General features: G+C 43.4%; 20 protein-coding genes and 1 pseudogene. 8 read left to right on the top strand and 13 right to left on the bottom strand.

The window, feature by feature from the left end:
• Window positions 1–203 precede the first annotated feature (203 nt).
• Window positions 204–374, top strand: a pseudogene (locus H4I94_RS13690) (endonuclease domain-containing protein); the annotation flags it as partial.
• 2 nt (window positions 375–376) lie between these two features.
• On the opposite strand, the gene H4I94_RS13685 reads toward H4I94_RS13690, so the two are convergent.
• The 4 genes from H4I94_RS13685 to H4I94_RS13670 all read right to left on the bottom strand — a co-directional run bounded on the left by H4I94_RS13685 (window position 377) and on the right by H4I94_RS13670 (window position 5,560).
• Complete coding sequence (locus H4I94_RS13685) at window positions 377–1,102, bottom strand: hypothetical protein (protein WP_261183453.1); 726 nt, start codon at window positions 1,100–1,102, stop codon at window positions 377–379.
• Between the two features lies 1 nt (window position 1,103).
• A complete protein-coding gene (locus H4I94_RS13680) occupies window positions 1,104–1,544 on the bottom strand; it encodes a hypothetical protein (protein ID WP_261183452.1) in 441 nt (146 codons plus the stop codon).
• Between the two features lie 86 nt (window positions 1,545–1,630).
• Window positions 1,631–5,320 (bottom strand): methionine synthase, encoded by a 3,690-nt coding sequence (gene metH, locus H4I94_RS13675; protein ID WP_261183451.1) that lies wholly within the window; start codon window positions 5,318–5,320, stop codon window positions 1,631–1,633.
• 84 nt (window positions 5,321–5,404) lie between these two features.
• Complete coding sequence (locus H4I94_RS13670; RefSeq protein ID WP_261183450.1) at window positions 5,405–5,560, bottom strand: hypothetical protein; 156 nt, start codon at window positions 5,558–5,560, stop codon at window positions 5,405–5,407.
• 228 nt (window positions 5,561–5,788) lie between these two features.
• Here H4I94_RS13670 and H4I94_RS13665 point away from each other — a divergent pair, with 228 nt between their 5' ends.
• A complete protein-coding gene (locus tag H4I94_RS13665; RefSeq protein WP_261183449.1) occupies window positions 5,789–7,408 on the top strand; it encodes an inorganic phosphate transporter in 1,620 nt (539 codons plus the stop codon).
• 405 nt (window positions 7,409–7,813) lie between these two features.
• Here H4I94_RS13665 and H4I94_RS13660 read toward each other — a convergent pair whose 3' ends face one another.
• On the bottom strand, window positions 7,814–9,364 hold the full coding sequence (locus H4I94_RS13660; protein WP_261183448.1) for a hypothetical protein: 1,551 nt from the start codon (window positions 9,362–9,364) through the stop codon (window positions 7,814–7,816).
• Window positions 9,365–9,600: 236 nt separating this feature from the next.
• Window positions 9,601–10,218 (bottom strand): rhomboid family intramembrane serine protease, encoded by a 618-nt coding sequence (locus tag H4I94_RS13655; protein ID WP_131274524.1) that lies wholly within the window; start codon window positions 10,216–10,218, stop codon window positions 9,601–9,603.
• Window positions 10,219–10,376: 158 nt separating this feature from the next.
• Between H4I94_RS13655 and nfuA the strand changes: the two genes are divergently transcribed.
• Window positions 10,377–11,015: a Fe-S biogenesis protein NfuA gene (gene nfuA, locus H4I94_RS13650; protein ID WP_092818742.1), complete on the top strand. Its 639-nt coding sequence runs from the start codon at window positions 10,377–10,379 to the stop codon at window positions 11,013–11,015.
• A 90-nt stretch (window positions 11,016–11,105) separates the two neighbouring features.
• Here nfuA and H4I94_RS13645 read toward each other — a convergent pair whose 3' ends face one another.
• Window positions 11,106–12,116, bottom strand: a complete 1,011-nt coding sequence (locus tag H4I94_RS13645; protein WP_261183446.1) for a hypothetical protein — start codon at window positions 12,114–12,116, stop codon at window positions 11,106–11,108.
• A gap of 16 nt (window positions 12,117–12,132) precedes the next feature.
• Window positions 12,133–13,086, bottom strand: a complete 954-nt coding sequence (locus H4I94_RS13640; RefSeq protein ID WP_261183445.1) for an alpha/beta fold hydrolase — start codon at window positions 13,084–13,086, stop codon at window positions 12,133–12,135.
• 394 nt (window positions 13,087–13,480) lie between these two features.
• Here H4I94_RS13640 and H4I94_RS13635 point away from each other — a divergent pair, with 394 nt between their 5' ends.
• Window positions 13,481–14,095 carry a carbonic anhydrase gene (locus H4I94_RS13635; RefSeq protein ID WP_092818738.1) on the top strand — a complete coding sequence of 205 codons (615 nt, stop codon included), beginning with the start codon at window positions 13,481–13,483 and terminating at the stop codon, window positions 14,093–14,095.
• Window positions 14,096–14,131: 36 nt separating this feature from the next.
• Here H4I94_RS13635 and H4I94_RS13630 read toward each other — a convergent pair whose 3' ends face one another.
• Window positions 14,132–14,716, bottom strand: a complete 585-nt coding sequence (locus H4I94_RS13630; RefSeq protein ID WP_409976764.1) for an arylesterase — start codon at window positions 14,714–14,716, stop codon at window positions 14,132–14,134.
• Window positions 14,717–14,772: 56 nt separating this feature from the next.
• Between H4I94_RS13630 and H4I94_RS13625 the strand changes: the two genes are divergently transcribed.
• Window positions 14,773–15,501 (top strand): ABC transporter ATP-binding protein, encoded by a 729-nt coding sequence (locus H4I94_RS13625; RefSeq protein ID WP_261183444.1) that lies wholly within the window; start codon window positions 14,773–14,775, stop codon window positions 15,499–15,501.
• A 1-nt stretch (window position 15,502) separates the two neighbouring features.
• Complete coding sequence (locus H4I94_RS13620) at window positions 15,503–17,983, top strand: ABC transporter permease (RefSeq protein WP_261183443.1); 2,481 nt, start codon at window positions 15,503–15,505, stop codon at window positions 17,981–17,983.
• Between the two features lie 22 nt (window positions 17,984–18,005).
• On the opposite strand, the gene H4I94_RS13615 is transcribed toward H4I94_RS13620, so the two are convergent.
• Complete coding sequence (locus H4I94_RS13615) at window positions 18,006–18,818, bottom strand: rhomboid family intramembrane serine protease (RefSeq protein WP_261183442.1); 813 nt, start codon at window positions 18,816–18,818, stop codon at window positions 18,006–18,008.
• A gap of 79 nt (window positions 18,819–18,897) precedes the next feature.
• Between H4I94_RS13615 and mtgA the strand changes: the two genes are divergently transcribed.
• Window positions 18,898–19,572 carry a monofunctional biosynthetic peptidoglycan transglycosylase gene (gene mtgA, locus H4I94_RS13610; protein ID WP_092818733.1) on the top strand — a complete coding sequence of 225 codons (675 nt, stop codon included), beginning with the start codon at window positions 18,898–18,900 and terminating at the stop codon, window positions 19,570–19,572.
• Between the two features lie 116 nt (window positions 19,573–19,688).
• A complete protein-coding gene (ppk1, locus tag H4I94_RS13605; protein ID WP_261183440.1) occupies window positions 19,689–21,770 on the top strand; it encodes a polyphosphate kinase 1 in 2,082 nt (693 codons plus the stop codon).
• A 103-nt stretch (window positions 21,771–21,873) separates the two neighbouring features.
• Here ppk1 and H4I94_RS13600 read toward each other — a convergent pair whose 3' ends face one another.
• The 3 genes from H4I94_RS13600 to estB form a co-directional block, all read right to left on the bottom strand.
• Window positions 21,874–22,470 (bottom strand): response regulator, encoded by a 597-nt coding sequence (locus tag H4I94_RS13600; RefSeq protein ID WP_261183455.1) that lies wholly within the window; start codon window positions 22,468–22,470, stop codon window positions 21,874–21,876.
• Between the two features lie 729 nt (window positions 22,471–23,199).
• Complete coding sequence (gene oxyR / locus H4I94_RS13595) at window positions 23,200–24,105, bottom strand: LysR family transcriptional regulator OxyR (RefSeq protein ID WP_092818730.1); 906 nt, start codon at window positions 24,103–24,105, stop codon at window positions 23,200–23,202.
• 6 nt (window positions 24,106–24,111) lie between these two features.
• A complete protein-coding gene (estB, locus tag H4I94_RS13590; RefSeq protein ID WP_261183438.1) occupies window positions 24,112–25,056 on the bottom strand; it encodes an esterase EstB in 945 nt (314 codons plus the stop codon).
• Between the last annotated feature and the right edge of the window lie 19 nt (window positions 25,057–25,075).

Genomic DNA, 25,075 nt, shown 5'->3' with positions numbered 1-25,075 from the left:
TTTGGGCAGAAGCCAGGTCTTTGATTGCGGGAGCAAGTGAAGCGAGAGGATTCATATTGAGCTTTACAAGGCTGTTATAGCGTTTAACCAGACGCTGATCTAAGCCAGAGATGTTAAATTGAAGAGCATGCTCTTCAATTTAACGCAAAGCTCGGGATTTGTGTAGATACCTATGCCCTATGGGAGAGGGCTGGGGTGAGGGAAATTTTTATTGTCCTGCTGCCAATTTGGTGATTGAGTGTGATGGAAGTCAGCATTTTACAGAAGAAGGTTTAGAGGCTGATCGGATGAGAGATGAGGCTTTAGCTCAATTATGGTTGATGGTATTGCGGTTTGATAATGGACAGGTGTTGAGGGGGGAAGCGGATTTATAAAATTAATGCCAATCTAACTTTTTAAAAGACAACACATAACCGTGGAAAATACCATCTTGGACTTCATCTTTATCCTCAATGTTTTCTAAAGTAAATGAATCTATAACAGATTTATCTTTACCATAACTTGTAACAATGCACCTTCTGTCAGCTGGATTTTCAACTAAGGCAACATGATTAGCTTTAATGTTTTCAACTTTTATTCTTAAGCATAGTTGCCCACAATAGATGTTATTTTCGACGTGATCACATTCAAAGAATTCTCTATTACAGATAGAACAATATCCAATTGATGATGTGAAGGCAGCACTTAGATAAATTTTTCTTTGTGGAAATATGCTTTTTTCAATAGATTCAAGATGTTTCTCTAAATTGATTAGACCATCATAATGGTTTATTTTCTTTGCAACAATTAGGTACTCTTGTGCATCTATTAACGAATCCCAAGCCTTTTTATAATCTTTTTCTTCAAGAAATATCCAAATTTTTAATGATGATAATAGGCTATTTAAGAGACATTGCATATGAAATAGTTGATCAGCTTCATAAGAGTGACTTCGCTTGATAGCTTGATATTTCATATTTTTGATATATTTAATAAAGTATATGCAATCCTCTATAGCTAATTTTTTAAAAGACAAACTAACTGTAAAATTATTATAAATCTGTAGTTCATCGATTTTCTTACAAAATTGTATATGAATATCTTTAAAAGTTAGGGGAGGCATCTTATCTTTTTAACTTCTCTATTAATTTTTCAATTTCTTTTAGTCCGTCTTTGGGACCCTCATACTTAAGGTTTGTATATTCTGCTTTAGATTTCTGAATCATAACATTTAACTTAATATTTGGTTCTTTACGGCCTTTAAAGTAATCGGATATATAATCTGAGAGCACATTAAGGGCTATTGATACTAATTCAGGATTCTGTGTTAAAGCTGCTGTTGTAAATAATAAAGTTGGTCCAAACCAATCAATAGCTCTTTGCTCTAGTACTATATCTGGTTTTTGTATGTAATTTATATTTATAAAATTTCGAGCATATTTGAAAAATGAAACAGTTGATGCAGCATAAATATTTTGCTCATCTTCAATCAATTCAGGAAGAATCATTAAATCTGAGTAATGATCTAAGTCAAGTAGTTCTAACTCTATTTTTTCTATTTTCATAGGTTTAAGAATTTATATATGTTTTTAAACTTTAGCATAAAAAATCCCCTCAAGTGAGGGGATTTATTTCATCGATTTAATGCAAATTATTGAACCGAATCATCCAAATTCGGCGCTAACCAGCGTTTTGCCTCATCCAAAGTCCAGCCTTTACGTTTCGCATAATCCTCAAGCTGGTCGCCCGCGATTTTACCCACGTTAAAATACTGCGACTCAGGGTTGGCATAGTAGAAACCGCTGACCGATGAAGGTGGCCACATTGCAAAACTAGAAGTCAATTGCGTACCAATCTTGTCAGTCGAACCTAACCAGTCAAACAATGGCGCTTTTTCAGAGTGCTCAGGACATGCCGGGTAGCCTGGCGCAGGACGGATACCGACATATTTCTCTTTAATCAACTCTTCATTCGACAACTGTTCAGATGCCTGGTTGCCCCAGAACTCTTTACGGATACGTTCATGCAAGTGCTCTGCAAAGGCTTCGGCAAAACGGTCACCCAACGACTGAACCAGAATTGCTGAGTAGTCATCACCTTTGGCTTTGTACTCATTTGCCAGTTCTTCTGCACCAAAGATCGAAACGGTGAAACCGCCTAAGTAATCTTCAGTCACGCCTTTAGGGGCTACAAAATCAGCCAATGACAGATTTGGTTTGCCTGTTACTTTGTCAGACTGCTGACGGATATGCTCAAAAGTATGCGTAACAGTCGTGCCAGTTTCATCAAATACTTGAACTGTATCGGCACCTGAACGGTTGGCAGGGTAAATGCCAAATACCGCGCGTGCATCGAAACGTTTATTTTCGATGATGTCTTTGAGCATCGCCTGCGCCTGATTGTACAAGTCAGTTGCAGCTTCGCCCACCACTTCATCTTTCAGGATGGCTGGGAATTTGCCTGCCAGACTCCATGAAATAAAGAACGGTGTCCAGTCAAAATATTCAACCAAAGTTTCCAAAGGATAATTGGTCAGCGTTTGCGTACCGATAAAGTTTGGCTTCACAGGCTTATTGGCTGTAAAGTCAATTTTCAAGCCATTTTCAACCGATTCTGCATAAGACAGTTTTGCAGCTTTCGGCTGTTTGTTGGCAATACGTTCACGCACTTTTTCATATTCAGCACGGGTTTCTGCCACAAAGGCAGGTTTCATCTCTTTAGACAGCAGGGTGGTTGCTACACCCACCGCACGAGATGCATCGGCCACGTAAATAACGGCATCATTTGAATATTGCGGATCAATTTTTACCGCAGTATGTGCTTTAGACGTGGTTGCACCGCCAATCATGAGCGGCACCTTAAAGCCTTTACGCTGCATTTCTTTGGCAACAAACACCATTTCATCCAAAGATGGGGTAATCAGACCGGAAAGACCGATGATATCGACCTTCTCGTCAATGGCCGTTTGCAGGATTTTTTCCGCAGGCACCATCACACCCAGGTCGATAATGTCATAACCGTTACAACCCAATACTACGCCAACAATGTTCTTGCCGATGTCATGCACGTCGCCTTTTACGGTCGCCATCAACACTTTACCTTTAGACTCACCGCCCGATTTTTCTGCTTCGATGTACGGGTTCAGCCAGGCTACAGCCTGTTTCATCACACGCGCAGATTTCACCACTTGCGGCAGGAACATTTTGCCTGAACCGAACAGGTCGCCAACCACGTTCATGCCGTCCATTAGTGGACCTTCAATCACATCGAGCGGACGTTTGGCTTTTAAGCGTGCTTCTTCAGTATCTTCATCAATAAAAGTGGTGATGCCTTTCACTAATGCATATTCAAGGCGTTTTTCAACTGACTCGTTACGCCATTCAAGGTTTTCAACCGCTTTTTGAGCGCCTGCCTGACCGCGATATTGCTCAGCCACTTCAAGCAGCTTTTCAGTCGCTTCCTGACCGCTTTCACCCTGGTTCTGGTTCAGGATCACATCTTCAACCGCAGCTTTTAACTCGCTTGGGATGTCATCATAAATCGCCATTTGGCCAGCATTCACAATACCCATGGTCATGCCTTGCTTGATGGCATGGTAAAGGAATACCGAGTGAATGGCTTCACGTACAGGTTCGTTGCCACGGAAAGAGAACGATACGTTAGACACACCGCCTGAAATCATGGCATGTGGCAGGTTCTGCTTAATCCAGCCGGTCGCTTCAATGAAGTCCACCGCATAGTTATTGTGTTCTTCAATACCGGTGGCTACCGCGAACACGTTCGGGTCAAAAATAATATCTTCAGCCGGGAAGCCGACTTCATTCACCAAAACATCGTATGAACGCTTACAGATTTCTTTCTTACGCTCAGCGGTATCTGCCTGACCATTTTCGTCAAAGGCCATCACAATCACGGCAGCGCCATACTGACGGCATAGACGCGCTTTATGGACGAACTCGTCATAGCCTTCTTTCAGGGAAATCGAGTTGACAACCGGTTTACCTTGTACGCATTTCAAGCCCGCTTCAATGATTTCCCATTTAGATGAGTCAATCATGATCGGAACGCGGGAAATTTCAGGTTCAGAGGCGACCAGATTCAGGAAGTGCACCATTGCGCCTTCTGAATCGAGCATGCCTTCATCCATGTTGATGTCGATGATTTGCGCACCGGCTTCAACCTGCTGCTGTGCAACTTCTAAAGCTTCGGCAAAGTTTTCTTCACGGATTAAACGCAGGAATTTTTTAGAACCGGTGACGTTGGTCCGTTCACCCACGTTCACGAACAGCGAATCGGCTGTAATATTAAATGGTTCTAAACCGCTTAAGCGGCATGCCGGTTTGGTTTCAGGTAATTGACGCGGTTTGATGTCTTTAACGGCATGGTAAATGGCACGGATATGATCCGGTGTGGTACCACAGCAACCACCAGTAATGTTGATTAAACCGCTTTCTGCAAATTCTTTCAGGAAGGCAGCCGTTTCTTCCGGAGTCTCATCATAACCGCCGAAAGCATTTGGCAAGCCGGCATTAGGATGGGCAGACACGAATACATCGGCAACGTCAGACACGGTTTTTACGTGTGGACGCATGGCATCTGCACCAAGAGCACAGTTAAAGCCAATTGATAACAAATCACCGTGACGCACCGAGTTCCAGAATGCTTCTGCGGTTTGACCGGTCAAAGTACGGCCTGAAGCATCGGTAATGGTCCCTGAAATCATCAATGGCAGTTCATAACCAATCTGGTTGAAGACTTCTTTTACCGCAAAAATAGCCGCTTTACAGTTTAAGGTATCAAATACGGTTTCAATCAGCAGAATGTCTGCACCGCCTTCAATCAGCGCATGCGCAGCTTCAATATAGTTTTCTTTGAGTTCATCAAAGGTGATGTTACGGAAAGCCGGGTCATTGACGTTCGGCGAGATTGAGCAGGTACGTGATGTGGGGCCAAGTACACCGGCTACAAAACGTGGCTTGTCTGGAGTTGAGTATTTTGCACAAGCTTCTTTGGCAATCCGTGCCGCTTCACGGTTAATCTCGGGAACCAGATCTTCCATATGGTAGTCCGACATGGAAACACGGGTGCCGTTGAAACTGTTGGTTTCAATAATGTCCGCACCCGCATCCAGATAGGCTTCGTGAATACCCTGAATAATGTGCGGCTGTGTCAGTACCAAAAGGTCATTGTTGCCTTTCAGGTCAGATGCCCAGTCAGCAAAACGCTCACCACGGTAGTCAGCTTCTTCGAGTTTGTGACGCTGAATCATGGTGCCCATCGCACCGTCGATAATCAGAATCCGTTGAGCGAGCAGCTCTTTTAGGGTGGCAAGCGTGGACATAAATAACCCCAATCCGATGGAATATAAAATCGGCATATATGTTAGCAGAAATCAGTTCATTTTTTCTGATATTCAGTTTATTTACTAAGCGTCATGATGGGCTTGCCGAATAAATAGTCGGGTTAAATTTAAACTAGCCTGTTGATAGTTCTGTAATAAATCCTTCATCAAGTTGTAATGAATATGCTTCAAGCTGACTGAGCTTGCCGTATTCGCATGTCCGGCGGTCTTATATTTCATGCTTTGTAACATTATGGGAAATGGCTAAGGTAGCCTGAGAAATGACTGAGGTTTTACTATAAGTATATGATTTTAATTGTTTAAGTTGACTGTTATTCTCGGGTTTTTAGCGAGGAAGGTGCCAAATAAAGTATGAAAAATTGCTTTATATGACACCGCTTTGTCATATAATTGTCATAATTAAATTGAACAATATGAGGGATTTTATTATCCCTTTGAACCGTCTGCATGAATTCTAGTATTCCTCCCGTCCAAGATCAGGTGCCATCAGCACCAGCGAAATCGACGAATGTGCATGTTGCTACACCGAAATTTTTTATGCCGGTGTTTCTCACGGTTATTATTTCAACTTTGGTGTATATCGGCTTTCAGCTTTCAACCGATTTGGCGCATGTGCCAGCATTAAGTTTATATTCCGTTATTCTTTTAGCGACTGCTTTATTAATTGCTTTAGGCTTTGAATTTGTTAATGGTTTTCATGACACGGCCAACGCAGTCGCAACTGTTATTTATACCAATGCCTTATCTGCCCCTGTTGCCGTAATGTGGGCAGGTTTTTGTAATTTCCTTGGGGTGATGGTGGCAAGTGGTGCTGTTGCTTACGGTATTATTGCTTTATTACCTGTAGAACTGATTATGAATGTCGGTTCAGGCGCAGGCTTTGCCATGGTTTTTGCCATGCTGATCGCTGCGATTCTCTGGAATTTGGGTACCTGGTTTTTGGGTATTCCGGCATCAAGCTCACATACCTTAATCGGTTCGATTTTAGGTGTGGGTATTATGAACTACATCCTGCACTCCGGCGCTGGCGCAAGCGGCGTAGATATGGAGCAGGTGATGAAAGTGGGTAAAGCACTGCTATTTTCTCCGCTGATTGGTTTTGCTTTTGCTGCTGTCCTGTTTTTACTGGTGAAAAAAATCTTCCGTAAACAGTTGGAGCTCTTTCATCCGCCTGAAGGGAACAAGCCGCCGCCACCTTTAATTCGTGCAATTTTGATTTTCACGTGTACCGGTGTGAGTTTCGCGCATGGTTCAAATGACGGTCAAAAGGGCATGGGCTTGATTATGCTGATTTTGATTGGTTGTGTACCATTGGCTTATTCTTTAAACAAGAATTTAGACAATGCACATATTCAGTCTTTTGAGCAATTGTCTCAGCAAACGGCTACAGCTATTTATCCGCAGCATGAAGATATTGCGGATGCTCAGGCACGTGCTGTCATTACCAAATATATTCAAACCAAAGAAGTGACCCCGGAAGTGGTTCCTGCTTTAGCGAGCCTGACCGATCATCTGGGTGACCGTGTTGCCAAATATGGTGATATTCACAATATTCCAGAGGCTGAAGTTTCTGCGATCCGCAATGATATGTATCTCAGCACGACTGCGTTTAAGCGTTTAGATAAAGCTGAGCAGCTTCCTGAGATGTCAAAAGATCAAAGCAAGTTGGTTAAAGAATATCGTAAAAACCTGGATTCATTCCTTCAGTATATTCCTACCTGGGTGAAAGTGGCTGTTGCCCTGGCATTAGGTCTGGGTACGATGGTGGGCTGGAAACGTATTGTGGTCACTGTAGGTGAACGTATTGGTAAAAACCATATGACTTATGGTCAAGGTATGTCAGCCGAACTTGTTGCAATGACAACGATTGCTGCTGCTGATGGTTTGGGTATGCCTGTATCGACAACCCACGTTTTGAACAGTGCGGTTGCAGGTACAATGGTAGCCAATAAATCAGGCTTGAATTTGCAAATGGTGCGTACCATTTTATCTGCATGGATCTTCACTTTGCCGGCGACCATCTGTTTATCTGGTGGTTTGTACTGGTTATTCTTACAGTTCGTTTAAGACTTCTGTTGNCATGGATCTTCACTTTGCCGGCGACCATCTGTTTATCTGGTGGTTTGTACTGGTTATTCTTACAGTTCGTTTAAGACTTCTGTTGAAAACAAAAAACGCTGCAATTGCAGCGTTTTTTGTTTTTAAGGAGTACTCGATTTTAAAAATAAACTCTTCCTGGATTAGCAGAACTACTCATCTTTTTAAAAGAGAGAAGTTCCTCCTGCCTTGGGGATGAGAAATATATTTCGTAAGAGCTGGAGGATTTTATTAATATATGTACCTTTTAGTACAGTAAAAAATGACCTCTCCCTGGCGTCTCAGAATATATTCTGAGGATACTCATCTCCTGCAAGGAGGAGTGATCTTAAAAGAAAATGATAAAAATATTCATCGACAGAGAATAAATTTACCTTATTTTTTTATCTTGCGTAGCACCTTCTTAATCGGCAATTTTTCATTGGCAAAGCCATACAGTGCGGCAAAAGGCAAAGCGGTGCGGGCCAAATAAGGCACCCGCCATAATCCGCCATGGTTGGCACCTTTCATCATCAGTTCCAGCGGATGATCCAGATGGGTTTCCGGGTTTGCAACCGATTCAGGATGACGCAGGTCATAAATCCATAACGCAGCCATTAAGGCATTGGTGGTTTCTGGACTAAACGATTCCACATCGAACAGGCTGGCACCACTGAAGGCGGCTTTTAATAACGGATTTTTGGTCACTGAATGGGTTGTGGTAGACGGCGCAATATTAATACTGACCCGTTGTCCATAATGACGCGCCAGTGTGGCACGCCACTGCTGGATCCGTTTGGCCAAAGCATAGTTTGGACCTTGTTCGACCACCAGACAGTCCGCAATGCCATATTCCTGACCATTGTCGGAAGGAATGAGTGTGTGTAGATTCTGCTGGAAAAAACGCTGGGCGGTAACGGTTGAAATGCCTTTACTCAGAAGCTGACGGACTTTGGAACGGCACTGGAACTTGTCATAAGACGCTTCGACCACTTCCTTCGGAATGGCATAGACATCGGTTGGCGTGCACATGAACATTAAACTGGTGTCCGATTTTTGCTCACTGACATATTCCATGATGCTATCCATGGCCATGGCAACACGAACATGTTTTTCACCATCGAGATAGGCAATAGCTGCCAAATCAAGCTGATGTTCACTTTGGCTTAACCAGTGGGCAATTTCAGGCGTTTGGGTGAGTAAATCTGCGCCTAATTTTTCTTTCAGTACCTTGCTTGAGGTATCTTCTGCCAATTTTTCCGTGCAAGGTGCATACAGTGTGGCGTTGCCTTGCTGAATGGTGTTGAGGATTCTGTCCCACACCCGGGTATTGGGTAAGTCTACGGCAATAATATTGGCTTTCCAGCGTGCCAGCCAGGTGAGCGGACCGGCTTCAGACCCTGCACCAAATAGCACCATGGTACGGTCTGAAAGATCAAACCATTCCGGATGGGCCTGTGCCGTACGCAAGGCATCCGCATGGCTGCATTCAATAATACCTGCATCTTGCCAGATCTGGATTTGATCCAGTAAAGCCTGACCTTTTAACTTTTGTCCTTTATAGGGAACATACCATTCTGGTGCAATATCACTTTCGCCTTTGAGCTGAATGGTATACAAGGTGGCGGTATCGACATCTTTCATGATGTCTTTTAATAAATAGCGTTGACCATCTCGATAAAAATCAAAGCTATGATGGGCTTTATGCAAGCCTTGTTTGGCAATGGTAATGGAATTGTTGATGGTGCGAATACCGTGTTCTACCAAGGCCTTGAAATAGATCGGATAGTGCTTGCGCCAATTTTTTTCGGCAAGTGCATCCATGGATGACTTGTTATCAACAATAGACAGGGCTTCAGCAATAATTTCTTTGCCTGTTTGGGTGGTACTGGCTTTTTTGCTGTGGGGATTGATGGGGAATTGAAGACCATTTAATGAAGTGGACATGCAAAAGATCTCTTTTTTTTGCGCATTTATATACAGATGTCTACATTATCTATGCCAAAATGATTTGTGGGGTAGCATTTAATGACAAAATTATGTAAATCTTTATTGAATATACGCAGCAAAAAAGGAGCATTAAGCTCCTTAATTTTTTAAATATTCGAATGTTCTTTATTGAACAAACCCAGCGAAGTGTTTTTAAAGCCTAAATACCGGGTGTTCCTATTCTGAAAAATACCTTAAAAAGGCACTTGCATCAGTTTATTCAAAAAGTGGCCAATAAGGCGGGGTTCAATAATAATCGTCATTATTACCCCATACGCCGCTCCCCATAAATGCGCACTATGGTTGATGTTGGAGTTGCCGCGTTTGCCTGACCAGACGCTATAAGCCACATACAGCACGGCAAAAATAATTGCCGGTACAGGAATAAAGAATACAAAGATCAATTTCCACGGTTCAAACAGAATATAGGCAAACAGCACGGCAGACACCGCACCAGAGGCACCCAAGCTGGCCCAGCGATGATCATTACGATGCTTTAGATAGCTTGGCAAAATGGCAAAAATCAGGCCACCCAAATAAAACAGCACAAAGCCCAAATCGTACATATATTGCCGATAAAAACTTTCAATCACGCTGCCAAAAAAGAACAGGGTAATCATGTTGAACAGCAGATGAGTCCCGTCTGCATGCACAAAACCATGGGTAATAAAACGATCATATTGTCCACGCTGCATTGCCGGCGGCCAGAAAATGAGTCGGCTCATGACTTTCTGATTTGAAAACGCAATCAGCGAGATAATAACGGTAATAAGAATCAGGGTAACGGTATGGTTAAAAGGTAAATCCAACATAAAAGCAAGTTCTACATTTCAAAATCTATTGTTCATAATGCCATTAAATGGCAGCTTAAGTGGAACTTTCACAATAAATCCGACAATTTTAGTTGAATTTATGAAATTACCCCACATCTTCAGTTAAAATGGACACTTCAGCTTGAGGAAAAATTGTTATGTCGACTGAGAACACCAGCACTGCAGTTGCAGAAGAGATTCCAAACTTATTGATTACTCCGACTGCTCAAGAGTATTTAAAGGATTTGTTAGAAAAGCAAAATACACCAGGTATTGGGGTGCGTGTTTTTGTGGAAAATCCTGGTACGCCACGTGCTGAATGTTGTATGGCATATAGTGCACCTGACGAAGTTGTTCCAACCGACTATAAACAGGATTACCCGGATTTTCCGGCATTTATTGATACTCCATCCATTCCGTATTTGCTGGATGCCGTGATTGACTACAATAAAGACCGTTTTGGTGGTCAGCTGACATTCCGTGCGCCAAATTCTAAAGTGCCGCGTGTAGGTCCAGATGCCTCGGTAGAAGAGCGCATTACCTATGTGCTTCAGTCTGAAATTAACCCGGGACTTGCAGGCCATGGTGGTAACTGTGCACTGGTTGAAGTGGTGGAAGATGAAGAACACGGTTTAACTGCAGTACTGAAATTTGGTGGCGGTTGTCAAGGCTGTTCATCTATTGACCTGACCTTGAAACAAGGCGTTGAAACTACCTTGAAACAGCATGTTCCTGAATTGATGCGTGTAGTTGACCAAACGGATCATAGCAACACCGAAGGTGCTTATTTTAAATAAGCGCAAATGATTTATAAAAAAACCTCCATTACGGAGGTTTTTTTATAAGAGGCAAGAAAGACGCATGATGTGGCTTTTTATATATCGGTCTTATGAGGCATCAAGGTTTAAAATTTTCTGTGCCGTTTCAGCATAATAGAATTTCTCTAAATAGGTTCTGGCACGTTCACGTAAATATGCAGATGAAACCAGTTTTTGCACTATAGGTGCCAATAATTGCTGCAATTCGTGTTGAATCAAGGCTTCATCAATATTCAGGTCACGTAACAATAAATCAAACGGGCGTTCCTGGTTGCGGATGTACCAGGCATAGATCCCATCATGAACTTGCTGTTTCAGGTAATCCGTTTGGCGGATGTGATCCCAGATTTCATGGCCTAAATTCACCGTGTTACCGAGATCTTGAACTTCAATATAATTTTTCAGTACCGTTAAAGGCATATCCTTGATTTTATGCCAAAGGTTGGCCTGAAAATGATAGAGCTTTTCGTCATCAAAGTGTTGATTTAAAACATGCTCACTCATTTGGCTCAGTTTTAAAATATTCTTCTGCAAATAATGTGCAACGGTTTCATCCAGATTTGAATCGGTCACTGTTTCCAACACCGATTTGCCCATTTTCATAAAACGGGACACGCCAGGAACCCGTTTGGCCATGACCGAATTATCCACATAGTCCTGAATGGAGTGCTGAATGAGCTGGCTAATCATGGCAGAAAAAGCAGGATTATTGACCACCGTTTTAATTAAGCGCTGGCGGTGAGCACTTTTGCTCGCGACATATTGGGCAATTTTGTCGATGGTTAAAACTGGAATGACATCGGCTATTTTAGTGCTCTCGTTGAGCGGATGAACCAGGGCAAAACGCAGATGTTCCGTAATCTGCTCAATTAAAAAGCTGCTCGCGGGGGTGGCTAAAACCTGCTTTTGCAACAGTGCATTGATTTGCTCAAAAGACCAGATCTGTTGCAGCGGATTTTTTCTAAACCACTGATAAAAATTCAGGAATTCAGTTTGAATTGTTGCAGTATGTGAAAACTCTTGGTCTAAAAAGTCAAGATGAGCTTCAATCAACTGCTCAATCATGGGATGTTTTTGCATACTGTCTCGGGAAAAATTAATTGAGTGGAATAAGCTTATCTGCCAGCGGGTTTTTCATTTTTTGGGTTTTGGCAAGAAAGGGTAAATAATGTGCCGCCACTTCCTGCTCTGCTTCCAAAATGGGCATGTGTCCTACATTATTAAGAATGACAGGAGCCTCAGCGCGTTTCAATAACGATTTTAACTCATTTGCCACTTCAACATTAATAATTTTGTCCTGTTTACCCCAAAGAATCAGGGTAGGGGCTTCTACCGTTCGAGTAAGACGGGCAAAGGATTCTGGCGTATAAATACGGTTCAGTGCCACCAGCTGATCGATCAGCTTGCCATTTTTTGCTGCTTGAGTAATCAGGTAGTTTTCCTGGGCAGATTTTACGGCGTTGGGTAAGCTGGGTGGATTTTGCATGACCCGATGCATCACCTGTTCCAGATCGCCAGGTTTAGACACGATCAGCTGTTTCAGGGTCACTGGGTCTTTGGAATAGCGGGTCTTGGCCTGGGTATAAATACCTGCGCTATTGAGCAGAAACAGGCTTTGCGTATCAAATGGATATTGTGATGCATAGACGGTGGCAATCGATCCGCCCAGGGAATGGCCGGCCACATTCAGTTTGTCTTCTACATCAATGGCTTCAACAAAACGGCGCAGGCTTTCTGTCACATTGGGTACAGAAGCATCAAAGTTTTCAGGCGTTCTGGTTTCACCATTATTGGGTAAGTCGGGAATGATGACATGATAGTAAGGCGTTAAAAAATGGGCCACCCGATTCCAGTTGTCCCGATTCCCGGCTAAACCATGAATCAGCAGAATGGTCGGTTTTTGCCGTGATCCCCCTTCATTATAAGCCCAGCTAATCTCACCGACTTGAATGGTTTTGGCTTTCAACCCGGCTTCATTGCGCTCCTGAACCAGATAGTTTTGCAAATTTATTTTTTCTGTATTCGGTTTGGTGCTTTGAGCCATAGCCATGCCTGTAAAACAGCAGGCTGTAACAAGACAGAGGTTACGTACAAATCGAGAAAAATTTGAACCAGGCTGTGTCATTGATGATCATCCTTGAAGACTCATGCCGATAATATTTATAGGTTAAGAATAAAAAATTATCTAATTTCAGACAGCATCTAATTTTTTTAAATGTCTGTAGTTTATTGTAAATATTATTAAAGAAATGTCACTGAATTGTTTTTTGAACCCGGTAACTGGAAAGATTTAAAATGTGAACTGTGTCTTTTTTTGGACCCAATAAAAATATTTTGTAACGCAGTCAGAAACTGAACAGCTATGATTTTTTGCAAGTGACTTTCGGTTTTCATGGCATTAAAATGTTCCAACTTAAAACATTTTAAAACATTGGAAGACCAGCATGCTAACAGCAGAAGAAGCTTTAGATCGTTTAAAAAAAGGGAACCAGCGTTTTGTAAATGGTGAAACGACGCATTCTAAACTTTTGTCTCACCAGCAACGTGCAGAAATGGCAGAAAGCCAGGAACCGTTTGCAATTGTATTAGGCTGTTCAGACTCACGTGTACCGGCTGAAATGGTTTTTGACCAGGGGCTAGGTGACTTATTTGTGATTCGTGTAGCTGGTAATATTGTTGCGCCATCACAAGTCGGTAGTGTTGAATTTGCGGCAGACAGTTTTGGCTGTCCTGTAGTGATTGTTTTGGGGCATACCCATTGTGGCGCCATTCATTCCACCATTGAGGCATTGACCAATCCAGCAGCTCCGCCATCTGCCAACTTGATGTCAATTGTGAACCGGGTACGTCCTTCAGTTGAAATTTTAATGCAAACCGAACTTAAAGATGACTTGGATAAACTGTCCAAACATGCCGTACGTTCCAACGTTTTTGCATCCGTAAACCAGTTGCGTCACGGTTCTGCGGTATTGGAAAATTTGATTGCCCAAGGCAAGTTAAAAGTGGTGGGCGCAGAGTACTCACTTGAAACCGGTGAAGTCACTTTCTTTGATTTTTAACTTAAAAATCAAAAGTCAGGATTTATAAAAGGCGCTTTATAAAGCGCCTTTTATATAGGGATAAGCATTGTTCAGCAAGATGCTTTGGGCAGAGGCATTGGGATGAACCAGATCGGCTTGCATCAGGCTTTTCTTGCCAGCCACACCTTCTAAAAAAAATGGCAGCAATTTCACATTATGCTGCTGACTGACAATCTTGTAATTTTTTTCAAAAGCCTTGCTATAAGCAGTGCCGTAATTGGGCGGAATTTTCATTCCAAATATAATGACTTTGGCTTTTGCCTTTTGACTGTGCTGCACTAAAGTCGCCAGGTTTTTTTGAATCAAGAGCGGTGGCTGACCGCGTAAACCATCATTCCCGCCCAGTTCAATCACCACAATATGTGGCTTATAGGTTTGCAGCAATTTGGGCAGGCGTGCCACGGCGCCACTGGTGGTTTCACCACTGACACTGGCATTGACCACTTTATGCTGTTTCGGATACTGTTGGTCTAGACGTTTCTGTAATAATGTTACCCAGCCTTGCTGTGCCTGTATGCCATAACCCGCACTAATACTGTCACCCACAATCATAATGGTTTTAGCAGATGCCATGACTGAAGTAAGACCCAGACTGAGCATGGCCAAGCAAGGCAATACAAGAGTTTTCAGATTGCGATTTTGCATATAGGGATTTTATGACCCACGTTAATAGCGACCATTCCATCATGCCACAAGTGATTATCTCTGCACAGCAGCTTAGCCAAAAGATCAAATTTGCCCAAAAAGAGCTCAGCATTTTTGAGAATCTCAGCTTTGATATTCATCGTGGTGAACAGGTAGCAATTACTGGACGATCCGGTTCAGGTAAATCGACCCTGCTGGGTATTCTGGCGACGCTGGATCAGGCCAGTTCAGGAAAATTGCAGGTCTGTGGGCAATCGATTACCGAATTGAATGAAGAACAGCGAGCGCTGGTGCGCTTAAAAAATATCGGTTTTGTATTTCAGTCCTTTCAGCTGTTACCGCATTTAACGGCGGTGGAAAATGTCATGTTGCCGCTACGCTTACAGCAGAATTTTAACTTTGCTGCAGCGGAAAAAAAGGCTTTGGCCTTGCTGAAAAAAGTCGGCCTGGAACGCCAGGCCCAGCAAACGCCGAAAGTCTTGTCGGGGGGCGAGCAGCAACGGGTGGCGATTGCCCGTGCCTTAATTAGCGACCCGCAAATTATTTTTGCCGATGAACCGACCGGTAATCTGGATGCACAAACGGCCAAGGAAATTGAACAGCTGCTGTTTCAGCTGAATCGTGAGTTTGGCACCACGCTGGTGCTGGTGACCCATGATTCAACATTGGCCCAGCAATGCCAGCGGCATTTTGAGTTGTGCGATGGCCATTTGATCGAACATGGCTTGGGAGAGGACTGAAATGAATCGATTATTTCGGCCACTGCTGACGCAAAGCTTTAAAAGCAGCGGTGTTTATCTGCTGATCATTGCCTTGACCCTGGCGATTAGTGCCACCACTGCGCTGAAATTTAGCAATGAACAGATTCAAAATGCTGTGGCGCTCCAGGCCGCAGAAATGCTGGCAGCAGACCTGGTGCTGACCGACAATCAGCCGCTGGAACAAAAGTGGCAGAATCAGGCCAGACAATTAAAACTGCAACAATCCCAAGTCACCGCATTCAGTTCAATGGCTCATACCTGGGATCAGTTTGTCATGGTGAATGTGAAAGCCATCGATCAGGCATTTCCCTTGCGCGGGGAGCTGCGGGTCCTGCCACAGGCACAAACCATCCAGCCTGGCGAGGTCTGGATGAGTCCACGTGCCATGGATTTATTGCAGGTTAAAGTGGGAGATACAGTCAATATTGCCGATGCGCAGTTTAAGATTACGGCAAAAATTGAGCATGATTCCAATCAGGAACTGGGCTTTTCCGGCTTTTCGCCAACGGTGATGATTTCCCGCAGCGATGTAGCCAAAACCAATGCCATCCAGGTGGGCAGCCGTGCCGAGTACCGGTTGTTGATGGCAGGAGACCCTCAGCAGACCAGACAGTTTGAGCAAAATTTCAAGAAGTCTCAGCAAGGTAATTCATCTAAATCAGCCGATGAGGTACAAACTGCTGACGATCAAAATAGCCTCAGGTTAAGAAATGCCAGCGAAGGCAATACCCGTTTAATGAAGCCGATTGCCAATCTGGATACTTTCCTGCAACTGAGCAATATCTTGACCATTTTGCTGTGCGGGATTGCAATTGCCCTGACCAGCCAGCGTTATGTACAACAAAATCAGGACAATATTGCATTGATGCGTTGCATCGGTGCGACACGAGGGCAGATTCTCAATGCCTATCTCAGCTTGCTGGCTGTGGTCTTAATGATTGCCATAGCGATTGGCAGTCTGGCTGGAATCGCACTGGGCTATGGTTTGCTGCAACTGATGCTGCAACTGATTCCAAATTTGCAGATTGAGTTTTCTGCCGGGGAAATGCTGCTGGGACCATTGCCGGTTGCCATGCTGACCAGTGCTGTGGTGCTATTGGGATTCATTGTTCCCAGTCTGTGGCAATTACTCAATACCCCACCAATTCGGGTCATTCGCCAACAGGAAAAATCGGTACAGTCAATGCTCTGGATGTTGGTGATGGGCACAGCCAGCTTGGCACTGTTCAGTATTGTGCTGACTGAAAATCTTGTGCTGACCGCCTGGGTGATGGGGGCGATTGTGCTGCTGTGTACCATCCTCTATTTAATGATCTGGGGCTGTTTAAAGTTCATCAAAAACCTGAAAGGGGCAATTTCAGCCTATGTGCGGGTGCCGTATCAAACCGCTTTTCAAATTACCGCTCTGGCACTGGGCCTGAGTCTGATGACAGTGTTGACCGTGTTGCGGACCGATTTGCTGGAGCGTTGGCAACAGCAATTGCCGGAAGGCACTCCCAACCAGTTTGTGTATGGTCTGCCGCCGTTTGATATGCCTGCCTTCAAAGCTCAGATGAAACAACACGGCTGGCCAAGCACGCCCTTATATCCCAATATTCGTGGTCGCCTGGTTGCAAAGAACGATCAGCCTTTTGCGGCAGATCTGGTGAAAAGCAACAATTCTTTACGCCGTGAACTGAATTTAACCCAGACCACAGAATATCCGGTGGACAATATTATCCTGCAGGGCACGGCAGCCTTGAAACATCCCGGTGAAGTGTCGGTTGAAGCCAAAACCGCAGCAGAACTGGGCATTAAAATCGGCGATCGGCTCACCTTTAGCCTGCCTGAAGGCCAGATTCAGGCCAAGGTGGTGAACTTGCGCAGTGTGGAATGGGAAAGTTTCAGTCCGAATTTTTTCTTTATTTTTGCGCCCAACACCATGGATGAAAATGCCGGCAGCTATTTAGGCAGTTTTTACGTGCCGGAACAGGATAAAAACCAGATGGTGTCGGTAATTCAGCAATTTTCCAACACCGTTTTTATTGATGTCAGCCTGATTCTGGATGAGGTCAAACGCCTGGTGAATGTGCTGGTGCAAATTATTACCATTCTGGCGCTGTTGGTCAGTGTTTCGGGGATTCTGGTGTTAATTGCCTGTTTAAACCTGTTGATGGATGAACGCAAACGTGAAGTGGCTTTGCTGCGTTCATTCGGCAGTTCCAAGCAAAAGCTCAAGCAGATGATGACCCTGGAAATTGGCTTTATGGGATTCATGGCAGGAATTGTATCTTGCCTGTTTGCCGAAGTGATCAGTGCCATTGCCAGTTACAAAATGAATCTGCTGATTCAGGCCCACTGGCAAATCTGGCTGATTTTACCCATACTCATGACGGTGCTGTGTGCGCTGATTGGTCGTTATCGTTTAAGTTATCTCTGTGATATTCCGCCACTGCAAAGTTTGCGAGAGATGAATCAATAGATTTCTCTCTAAACTGGAAAATCTAAAAATGCAGTTGTGTCCGCATGGCGGCCAATACTTGCCGCCAGACCGGTTCCAGAATCTGCACTTGTTGCATGCAGTAAGCATACAGCAGATAACAGCTGATCATGCCCACAGCTAGCCCCACCACAAAAGCCAAATTCGGTTTATGTATTCTTTGTCCCACATACCAAATCGCCGTGAGCACAGCACCCATCAACATGCCGCCAATATGTGCGGCATTGTTAATTCCGGGAATAGTAAAGCCAATCAATAAATTGATGCCCATAATCATCAGCAAGGTTTTTTTATCTAAAATAAAACGCTGCTTCGGTAACATAGGCAATAAGGATAAAACAGTCAATGCACTACCAATCCCCATCACCGCACCTGATGCACCGGCACTGACAGTTGGGAAAAGTTTAGAGTCATTTCTTTGCAAAAGTTCAAAGGTATTCTGAATATCGAGGAAACCGCTCAGTAAACTGCCCATCAGACCGGCAAGAATATAAAGTCCCAGATAATAAAACCGGCCTAAAAGCTGTTCGGCCACACTGCCAAAAATATACAGCGCCCACATGTTCAGCATTAAATGAATCAGGCCAAAATGAAAAAACATGCTGGTAAACAGGCGAGTGGGTTCCTCTAAAAAGGTTAAAGGTGCATAATCAGCACCCCAATGAATCGCATCGACCAGACTGGGAGCCGTAATATTGACTCCGCTCAGGACTTGCCAGAGAAATAAACCGACATTGATGGCAATAAAAACTGCCGTCAGCCACCACAGATGAACTTCAGGTTTGCTTTGAATGGAAGGGGGAGAAAGTTCGGCCATGCTATTCTTTTATAATCTTTGCTATATTCAGCATCCAGCTTAGCACGAAAAAAACAGATTTTTGGAGTAACTCACTGACATGAAAGCTTTTATTGTTCGTAGTTTGTTAATACTTGTCAGTCTGGTGCTTCTGGTTCAACTGTGGATTTTTTCAAGTTTGCTATGGTGGCGCACCCATCCGGTGGACACCACCATGATGATGCGTCTGGATTACTGGTCTGAACCTTCGAAACCGATTAAACATGATTGGCGTGATTATGATCGGATCAGCAATTATATGAAACATGCCGTGGTTGCCGCGGAAGACGGAAAGTTTTTGCAGCATAAAGGTTTTGACTGGGAGGGCATGCAATTCGCCCTGGAACGCAACAAAGACAAGGGTAAGGTGGTAGCCGGCGGTTCTACCATTTCCCAGCAACTGGCCAAGAACCTGTTTTTATACAATAAACGCTCTTTCCTGCGTAAAGGGCAGGAAGCGGTTGCCACCTGGATGATGGAACGGATGTGGTCAAAACAGCGCATTCTGGAAGTCTATCTCAACTCGGTAGAATTTGGCGACAATATCTATGGCATAGAAGCAGCCACCCAGCATTACTTTGGTAAAAGTGCGCGAAGCCTGAGTCGTGAACAGGCCGCATTTCTAGCAGCCATTTTGCCCAACCCTAAATATTATCAAGATCATCAACAAGATAGAAAGCTGCAATATCGCAAGCGGATGATTCAAAAATATATGCGTTATAGCCATATTCCCTAATTTAAGATTTATTTTCAAAAAGCCCAGTAATTTGGGCTTTTTTTTTATGAAATTGTCATAAATTTGAAGCATACTTATGAAGATACAGGCTACTTTCGAACAATTACAGGTTAGGTATGAATACGGCTGCTAATACGACTCCGGCGCAAATAGAATACGCATATAATGATCGCTACATTAATCGTGAGCTTTCTATTCTCGACTTCCATTTGCGCGTGTTGGAGCAAGCGGTCGATCCTTTGCATCCTTTGCTTGAGCGGATGAATTTTCTGCTTATTTTTTCCCGTAATCTGGATGAATTTTTTGAAATTCGTGTTGCGGGGATGATGGAGCAACTGGATTTAGGCAATGAAAGCCATAGCCCGGACGGTTTAACCCCTAAACAGGTGCTGGAGATCATTTCCAAAACCACGCATGAGGCAATTGAGCGTCAGTACCGCATTTTAAATGAACAAATTTTGCCTAAATTGCGTGAAGAAGATATCTGTTTCTTGCGCCGTGGCGAACTGACACCTGCACAGTCAGCCTGGGTGAAAAAGTATTTTCAGGAGCAGGTGGCGCCGGTACTGACACCGATCAGCCTTGATCCGGCACATCCGTTCCCGCGTCTGGTCAACAAAAGCCTCAACTTTATTGTGACCCTGGAAGGTAAAGATGCTTTTGGCCGTCAGATTGACCTGGCTGTGGTGCCTGCACCGCGTTCATTACCTCGTGTCGTACGCTTGCCGGATGAACTCACCGGGGGGAAAGAGCATCATGTGATGTTGTCTGCGATTATTCATGAACATGTTTCAGACCTGTTCCCGGGCATGACGGCAACCGGCTGTTACCAGTTCCGCGTGACCCGAAATGCTGACCTTGCCTTAAACGAAGATGTGGAAGACCTGGCCAAAGCCCTAAAAGGGGAACTGAACTCGCGTCGTTTTGGTCGTGCGGTACGTCTGGAAGTGACCCATAATTGTCCGAAACATATCTATGACTATTTGCTGGATGAGTTCGATCTCGAAGAAGAACAACTGTATAAGGTCGATGGCCCTGTTAACTTGGCGCGATTGTTGTCCAATTTTAAGCGTCCGCATTTACGCTATGACTCGCATACGCCTGTGATTCCGAAAGTGCTGAAAAAATCTGAAAATATTTTTTCTGCCATGCAGAAGCAGGATATTTTACTCCATCATCCGTTTGAGTCTTTTGCCCCGGTCATTAATTTACTGCGTGAAGCTGCACGTGATCCGCAAGTTTTAGCCATCAAGCAAACGCTATACCGAAGTGGTCCGGACTCTGAAATTGTTCAGGTCTTGGCGGAAGCGGCGCGCAATGGCAAGGAAGTGACGGCGGTAATTGAACTGCGTGCCCGTTTTGATGAGGAATCCAACATTGCTGTCGCCAATGTACTGCAAGAAGCCGGAGCAGTGGTGGTGTATGGCATTGTCGGTTATAAAACCCATGCCAAAATGATTCTGGTGGTACGCCGTGAAAACAACAAGCTGGTGCGTTATGTACATTTGGGTACCGGCAACTACCATGCCGGCAATGCCCGTATTTATACCGACTATGGTTTGCTAACCACGGACAAAGAGCTTTGTGAAGATGTGCACCGCATTTTCCAGGAATTAACGGGTATGGGGAAAATGGCAAAACTGAAAAAGTTATTGCATGCACCTTTCACCCTGCATACCCAGCTGATTAATTTCATTGATGATGAAATTGCCAATGCCAAAGCCGGTAAACCTGCGCAAATTATTGTCAAGGTGAATGCCTTAACGGAAATGCAACTGATCAATAAATTATATGAAGCCTCTCAAGCCGGCGTACAAATTGATCTGATTATCCGTTCGATCTGCTGCCTGCGTCCCGGTTTGCCTGGCCTATCTGAAAATATCCGGGTCCGTTCCATCGTTGGACGTTTCCTTGAGCATACCCGTGTCTATTACTTCTTGAACGGAGGAGATAGCCGGATTTACTGTTCAAGTGCAGACTGGATGGACCGAAACCTGTTCAATCGTGTCGAAGCCTGCTTCCCGATTGAAGATGCGGCATTGAAAAAACGCATTTACCAGCAAGGTTTGCTGAATTATTTAAAAGATAACCAGCAAGCGTGGTTACTGCAAAGTGATGGTACCTGGTTACGTGCTCAGGTTGCGGAAGGGCAAGAAGCACATAATGCACAGCGTATATTATTAGAGCTGATCAAATAATCCGGAACAGTGTCCTTCATATCACCTCAAGGAGTCTTCGGACTCCTTGAGGTGATTGATTTACTCATCAATTATTCCGGATCAATCATCCTAAATTTAAAAGTTAAGAGTCTAAACTGGCAATTTTTCTGTAGATATTTTTAATATTGCCTTCAATTTTATACAGCGGAATATGGGTTTGATCTGCCACTTGCTGTGGATTTAAACCGGCTGCGACCAGATTTAAAATTTCAGATTCAATCACTGTTAGGCTGAGCGTAGGGTTTTCTTCAATCCTGAATTTATTTTCAATACCTTTAGTTGGATGAGACAAAATGTATTGGGCTAAATCGTGATGGATGGGAGCTCCTCCACGTAGGGTACTTTTAATATGATTGAGCATTTCTGCTTCCGTATGAAGATGAAAAACATATCCTTGTGCACCAGACTGAATGGCATTGAAGAGTAATGCGGTCTGCTGTTGGGCTAATATTGCAATCACATAGCTATCAGGATGGATGTGTTTTAACTTTTTTATAAAGCCAAGCTTTGCTGTAGGCTCGACTGTCACATCAATAAAAATCAGGTTGGGTAAATGCTGCTGCAACCACGTTTCAGCTTCGGCTAGATTTTGGGTACTCATGATTAATTCTTTCGGATAACCCAATCTCATAAGAATCATTTCTAATGGATAATTAAAAAAAGGTTGATCCTCTATCATCATGATAGGAACAGGTAATATTGGTTCACCCACAAGGTGGTACTCTCAGTGGCTTTATATTTTATCTTGTTACTGTGTGATAAAAATGAGGAAACTGCTATCCCTGAAACTAGTGAATTTATAAAATTATAGTAAATTTAAGTATCTGTACAATAAAGAATATTTACATAAAAAAGTATTTTATTATGATTTATCCTGTGATTTGTTTTTTTTGCTTTTATTCCAAGCTTATTCATGTTTATAAATAATGAAAAATACCTAATTATAGGGATATAAAAAGTGATTTTAACGCTATAGCATAATAACACTTTTTGTTTGGGTGACCCGGCAAGACTATTTCAACTCCAAGGGCTACAATATTTTTATTACAATCATAGTAATAGAAATATTTTACCTTACATGGCTTATCTGGGTGGATAAGCTATTTTTTTACCTTTATTTTTAGAATGAAACATAAAATACCTATTATCAGGGATATAAAGTACTGGAATAGTTGAATAAAATAAGCTTGCTTCGAGTGGTTTTGCAATTCAGAAGTGAGCAATTTTTGAAGAAGGGTTTTTCGTTCATCCACATATGAGAGTTTTTCCATTTGCTTCAAACAAGGTTTATCCGGGGGGTAAACCTTTTTTTATGAAAAAAGCAGGCATTTCATTAGAAAAATGAGCCTGCATACTTCTATTAAGCATAAAAAAAGGAGCAGCTGCTCCTTTTAATAAGTTGAATCTTTTAATGAAGATCCTGGGTGATCTTTTGCAAAATTTGCAGCAGTACATCAAACTCGCTTTGCAATGGTGTGCTTTTACGGGTCAACAAGGCGAGAGTACGACTTGGCGCTTCCTCGATAGATTTAACCACTAAATCGGAATTGGCTTTAATCATATGGGTATGAATGGCAATCTCAGGAAGCAGGGTAAAGCCCAGGTCTGAAGAAACCATTTCGACCAGTGTTGGTAATGAACTTGCTTTTAAGCGATGATCATTTTTACGTTCACCAATTGGGCAGGCACTTAATACATGGTTGCGTAAGCAGTGACCTTCTTCAAGTAACACTAAGCGCGATAAATCCAGATCATCCAGACTACGGGCATTCTGGGCATTCTGATCCGCTTTATGGTAAACCAGATACAGGTTTTCTTTTGCAATTTCGGCAACTTTTAAGCCACGCGTGTCAAAAGGTAAGGCCAACACGATCATGTCCAGATTGCCGTGTTCGAGTTTTTCGACAATTTTTTCACTTTGTGCTTCGTGCAAGTGCAGCTGAATTTTAGGAAGCTGCTTATGCACTTCATCTAGAAGCTGAGACAAAATAAAAGGCGCAATTGTAGGAATAATCCCTAAATGTAAATCACCTGTTAAGGGTTCGCTCATTTCACGACTTAAACGCATCAAGTCTTGTGCATCTGCCAATAGAACACGGGCTCGGGCAACAACCTGTTCGCCAAGCGGAGTTAAACGCACATTTTGGCGATCGCGTTCAACAAGTACTCCACCTAGCAAGCGCTCTAACTCCATGATCCCGCCTGACAAAGTTGACTGGGTCACAAATGAACGGCGCGCAGCTTCAGTAAAATGCAGCGTTTCAGACAGTGTAACGAGGTATGACAGCTGTCTTAAAGAGGGTAATGCAGCCATAGTGTCCTAATGTTTTGATTTAAAGTGATCAGCAAATAATCCGCTTAGATATGGAATAAAATGCGGTGGGATATCATGCCCCATTCCATCAATTAATTCAAACTTCGCATCAGTAATTGCCTTTGCAACTGCTTTGCCATGACTCGGTGGCAATAAACGATCACGAGAGCCATGTACCACAAGGGTAGGTTGCTGAATTTGCTTACCCAATTGTAGCAAAGAACCTGTACATAATATTGCTAAAAACTGTTGAAGTACACCCGCTGGGTAATAACTTCGTTGATATAATTTGCGTGCAGTCTGAATAATTTCCAGTTGATTGATATATCCTGGAGAACCAATAATGTTAAACACCTTTACGCTATGGTTGACAATGCCTTCTTCATCCGTTGATTCTGGTCTGCCAATCAGGCTAAGCAGCTGCTTGGGAAAAGGCGGCGGTAACAGCGGCTGATTGTTACTGGTAAACATCAGGCCTAAATTACTGACTTTTTGTGGATGCTTGGCTGCCAGAATCTGCGCAATCATGCCCCCCATGGAAGCACCAATCACCGAGACTTGTTGCAGTCCCAAACGCTCAATCAGTAGTGCCGCATCTTCTGCCATATCATATAAGTCATATGGCGCACCTTGATTTTGTAAGCCCAAGGCAAAACGTCCCATCAATTTCAGGGTGTTGAGACGGGGACCCGAGTGACGGATTTTGGAAGACAGGCCAATATCGCGGTTGTCAAAACGAATCACGCGATAACCTTGGTCAATCAGCGACTTGCAGAAAAAATCAGGCCAAAACAACATTTGCGCACCTAAACCCATAATCAGCATGATGGCTGGATGTTCAGGATCTCCCCCCATTTCCACATGAAGTTCAACGCCATTGCCTAAATTGACTTTGGTTTCATGCATAAAAGATGTATAGGGAGAACCCGTAAAATTAAGTGCGCTATTCATTATTGTTTTCCTAAAAAAG

The sequence above is a fragment of the Acinetobacter sp. T_3_1 genome, assembly GCF_025377055.1.
Taxonomy (GTDB): domain Bacteria; phylum Pseudomonadota; class Gammaproteobacteria; order Pseudomonadales; family Moraxellaceae; genus Acinetobacter; species Acinetobacter kookii.
The sequence above is the reverse complement of the archived record's forward strand: the minus strand, read 5'-3'. Positions and strand labels throughout refer to the sequence as shown.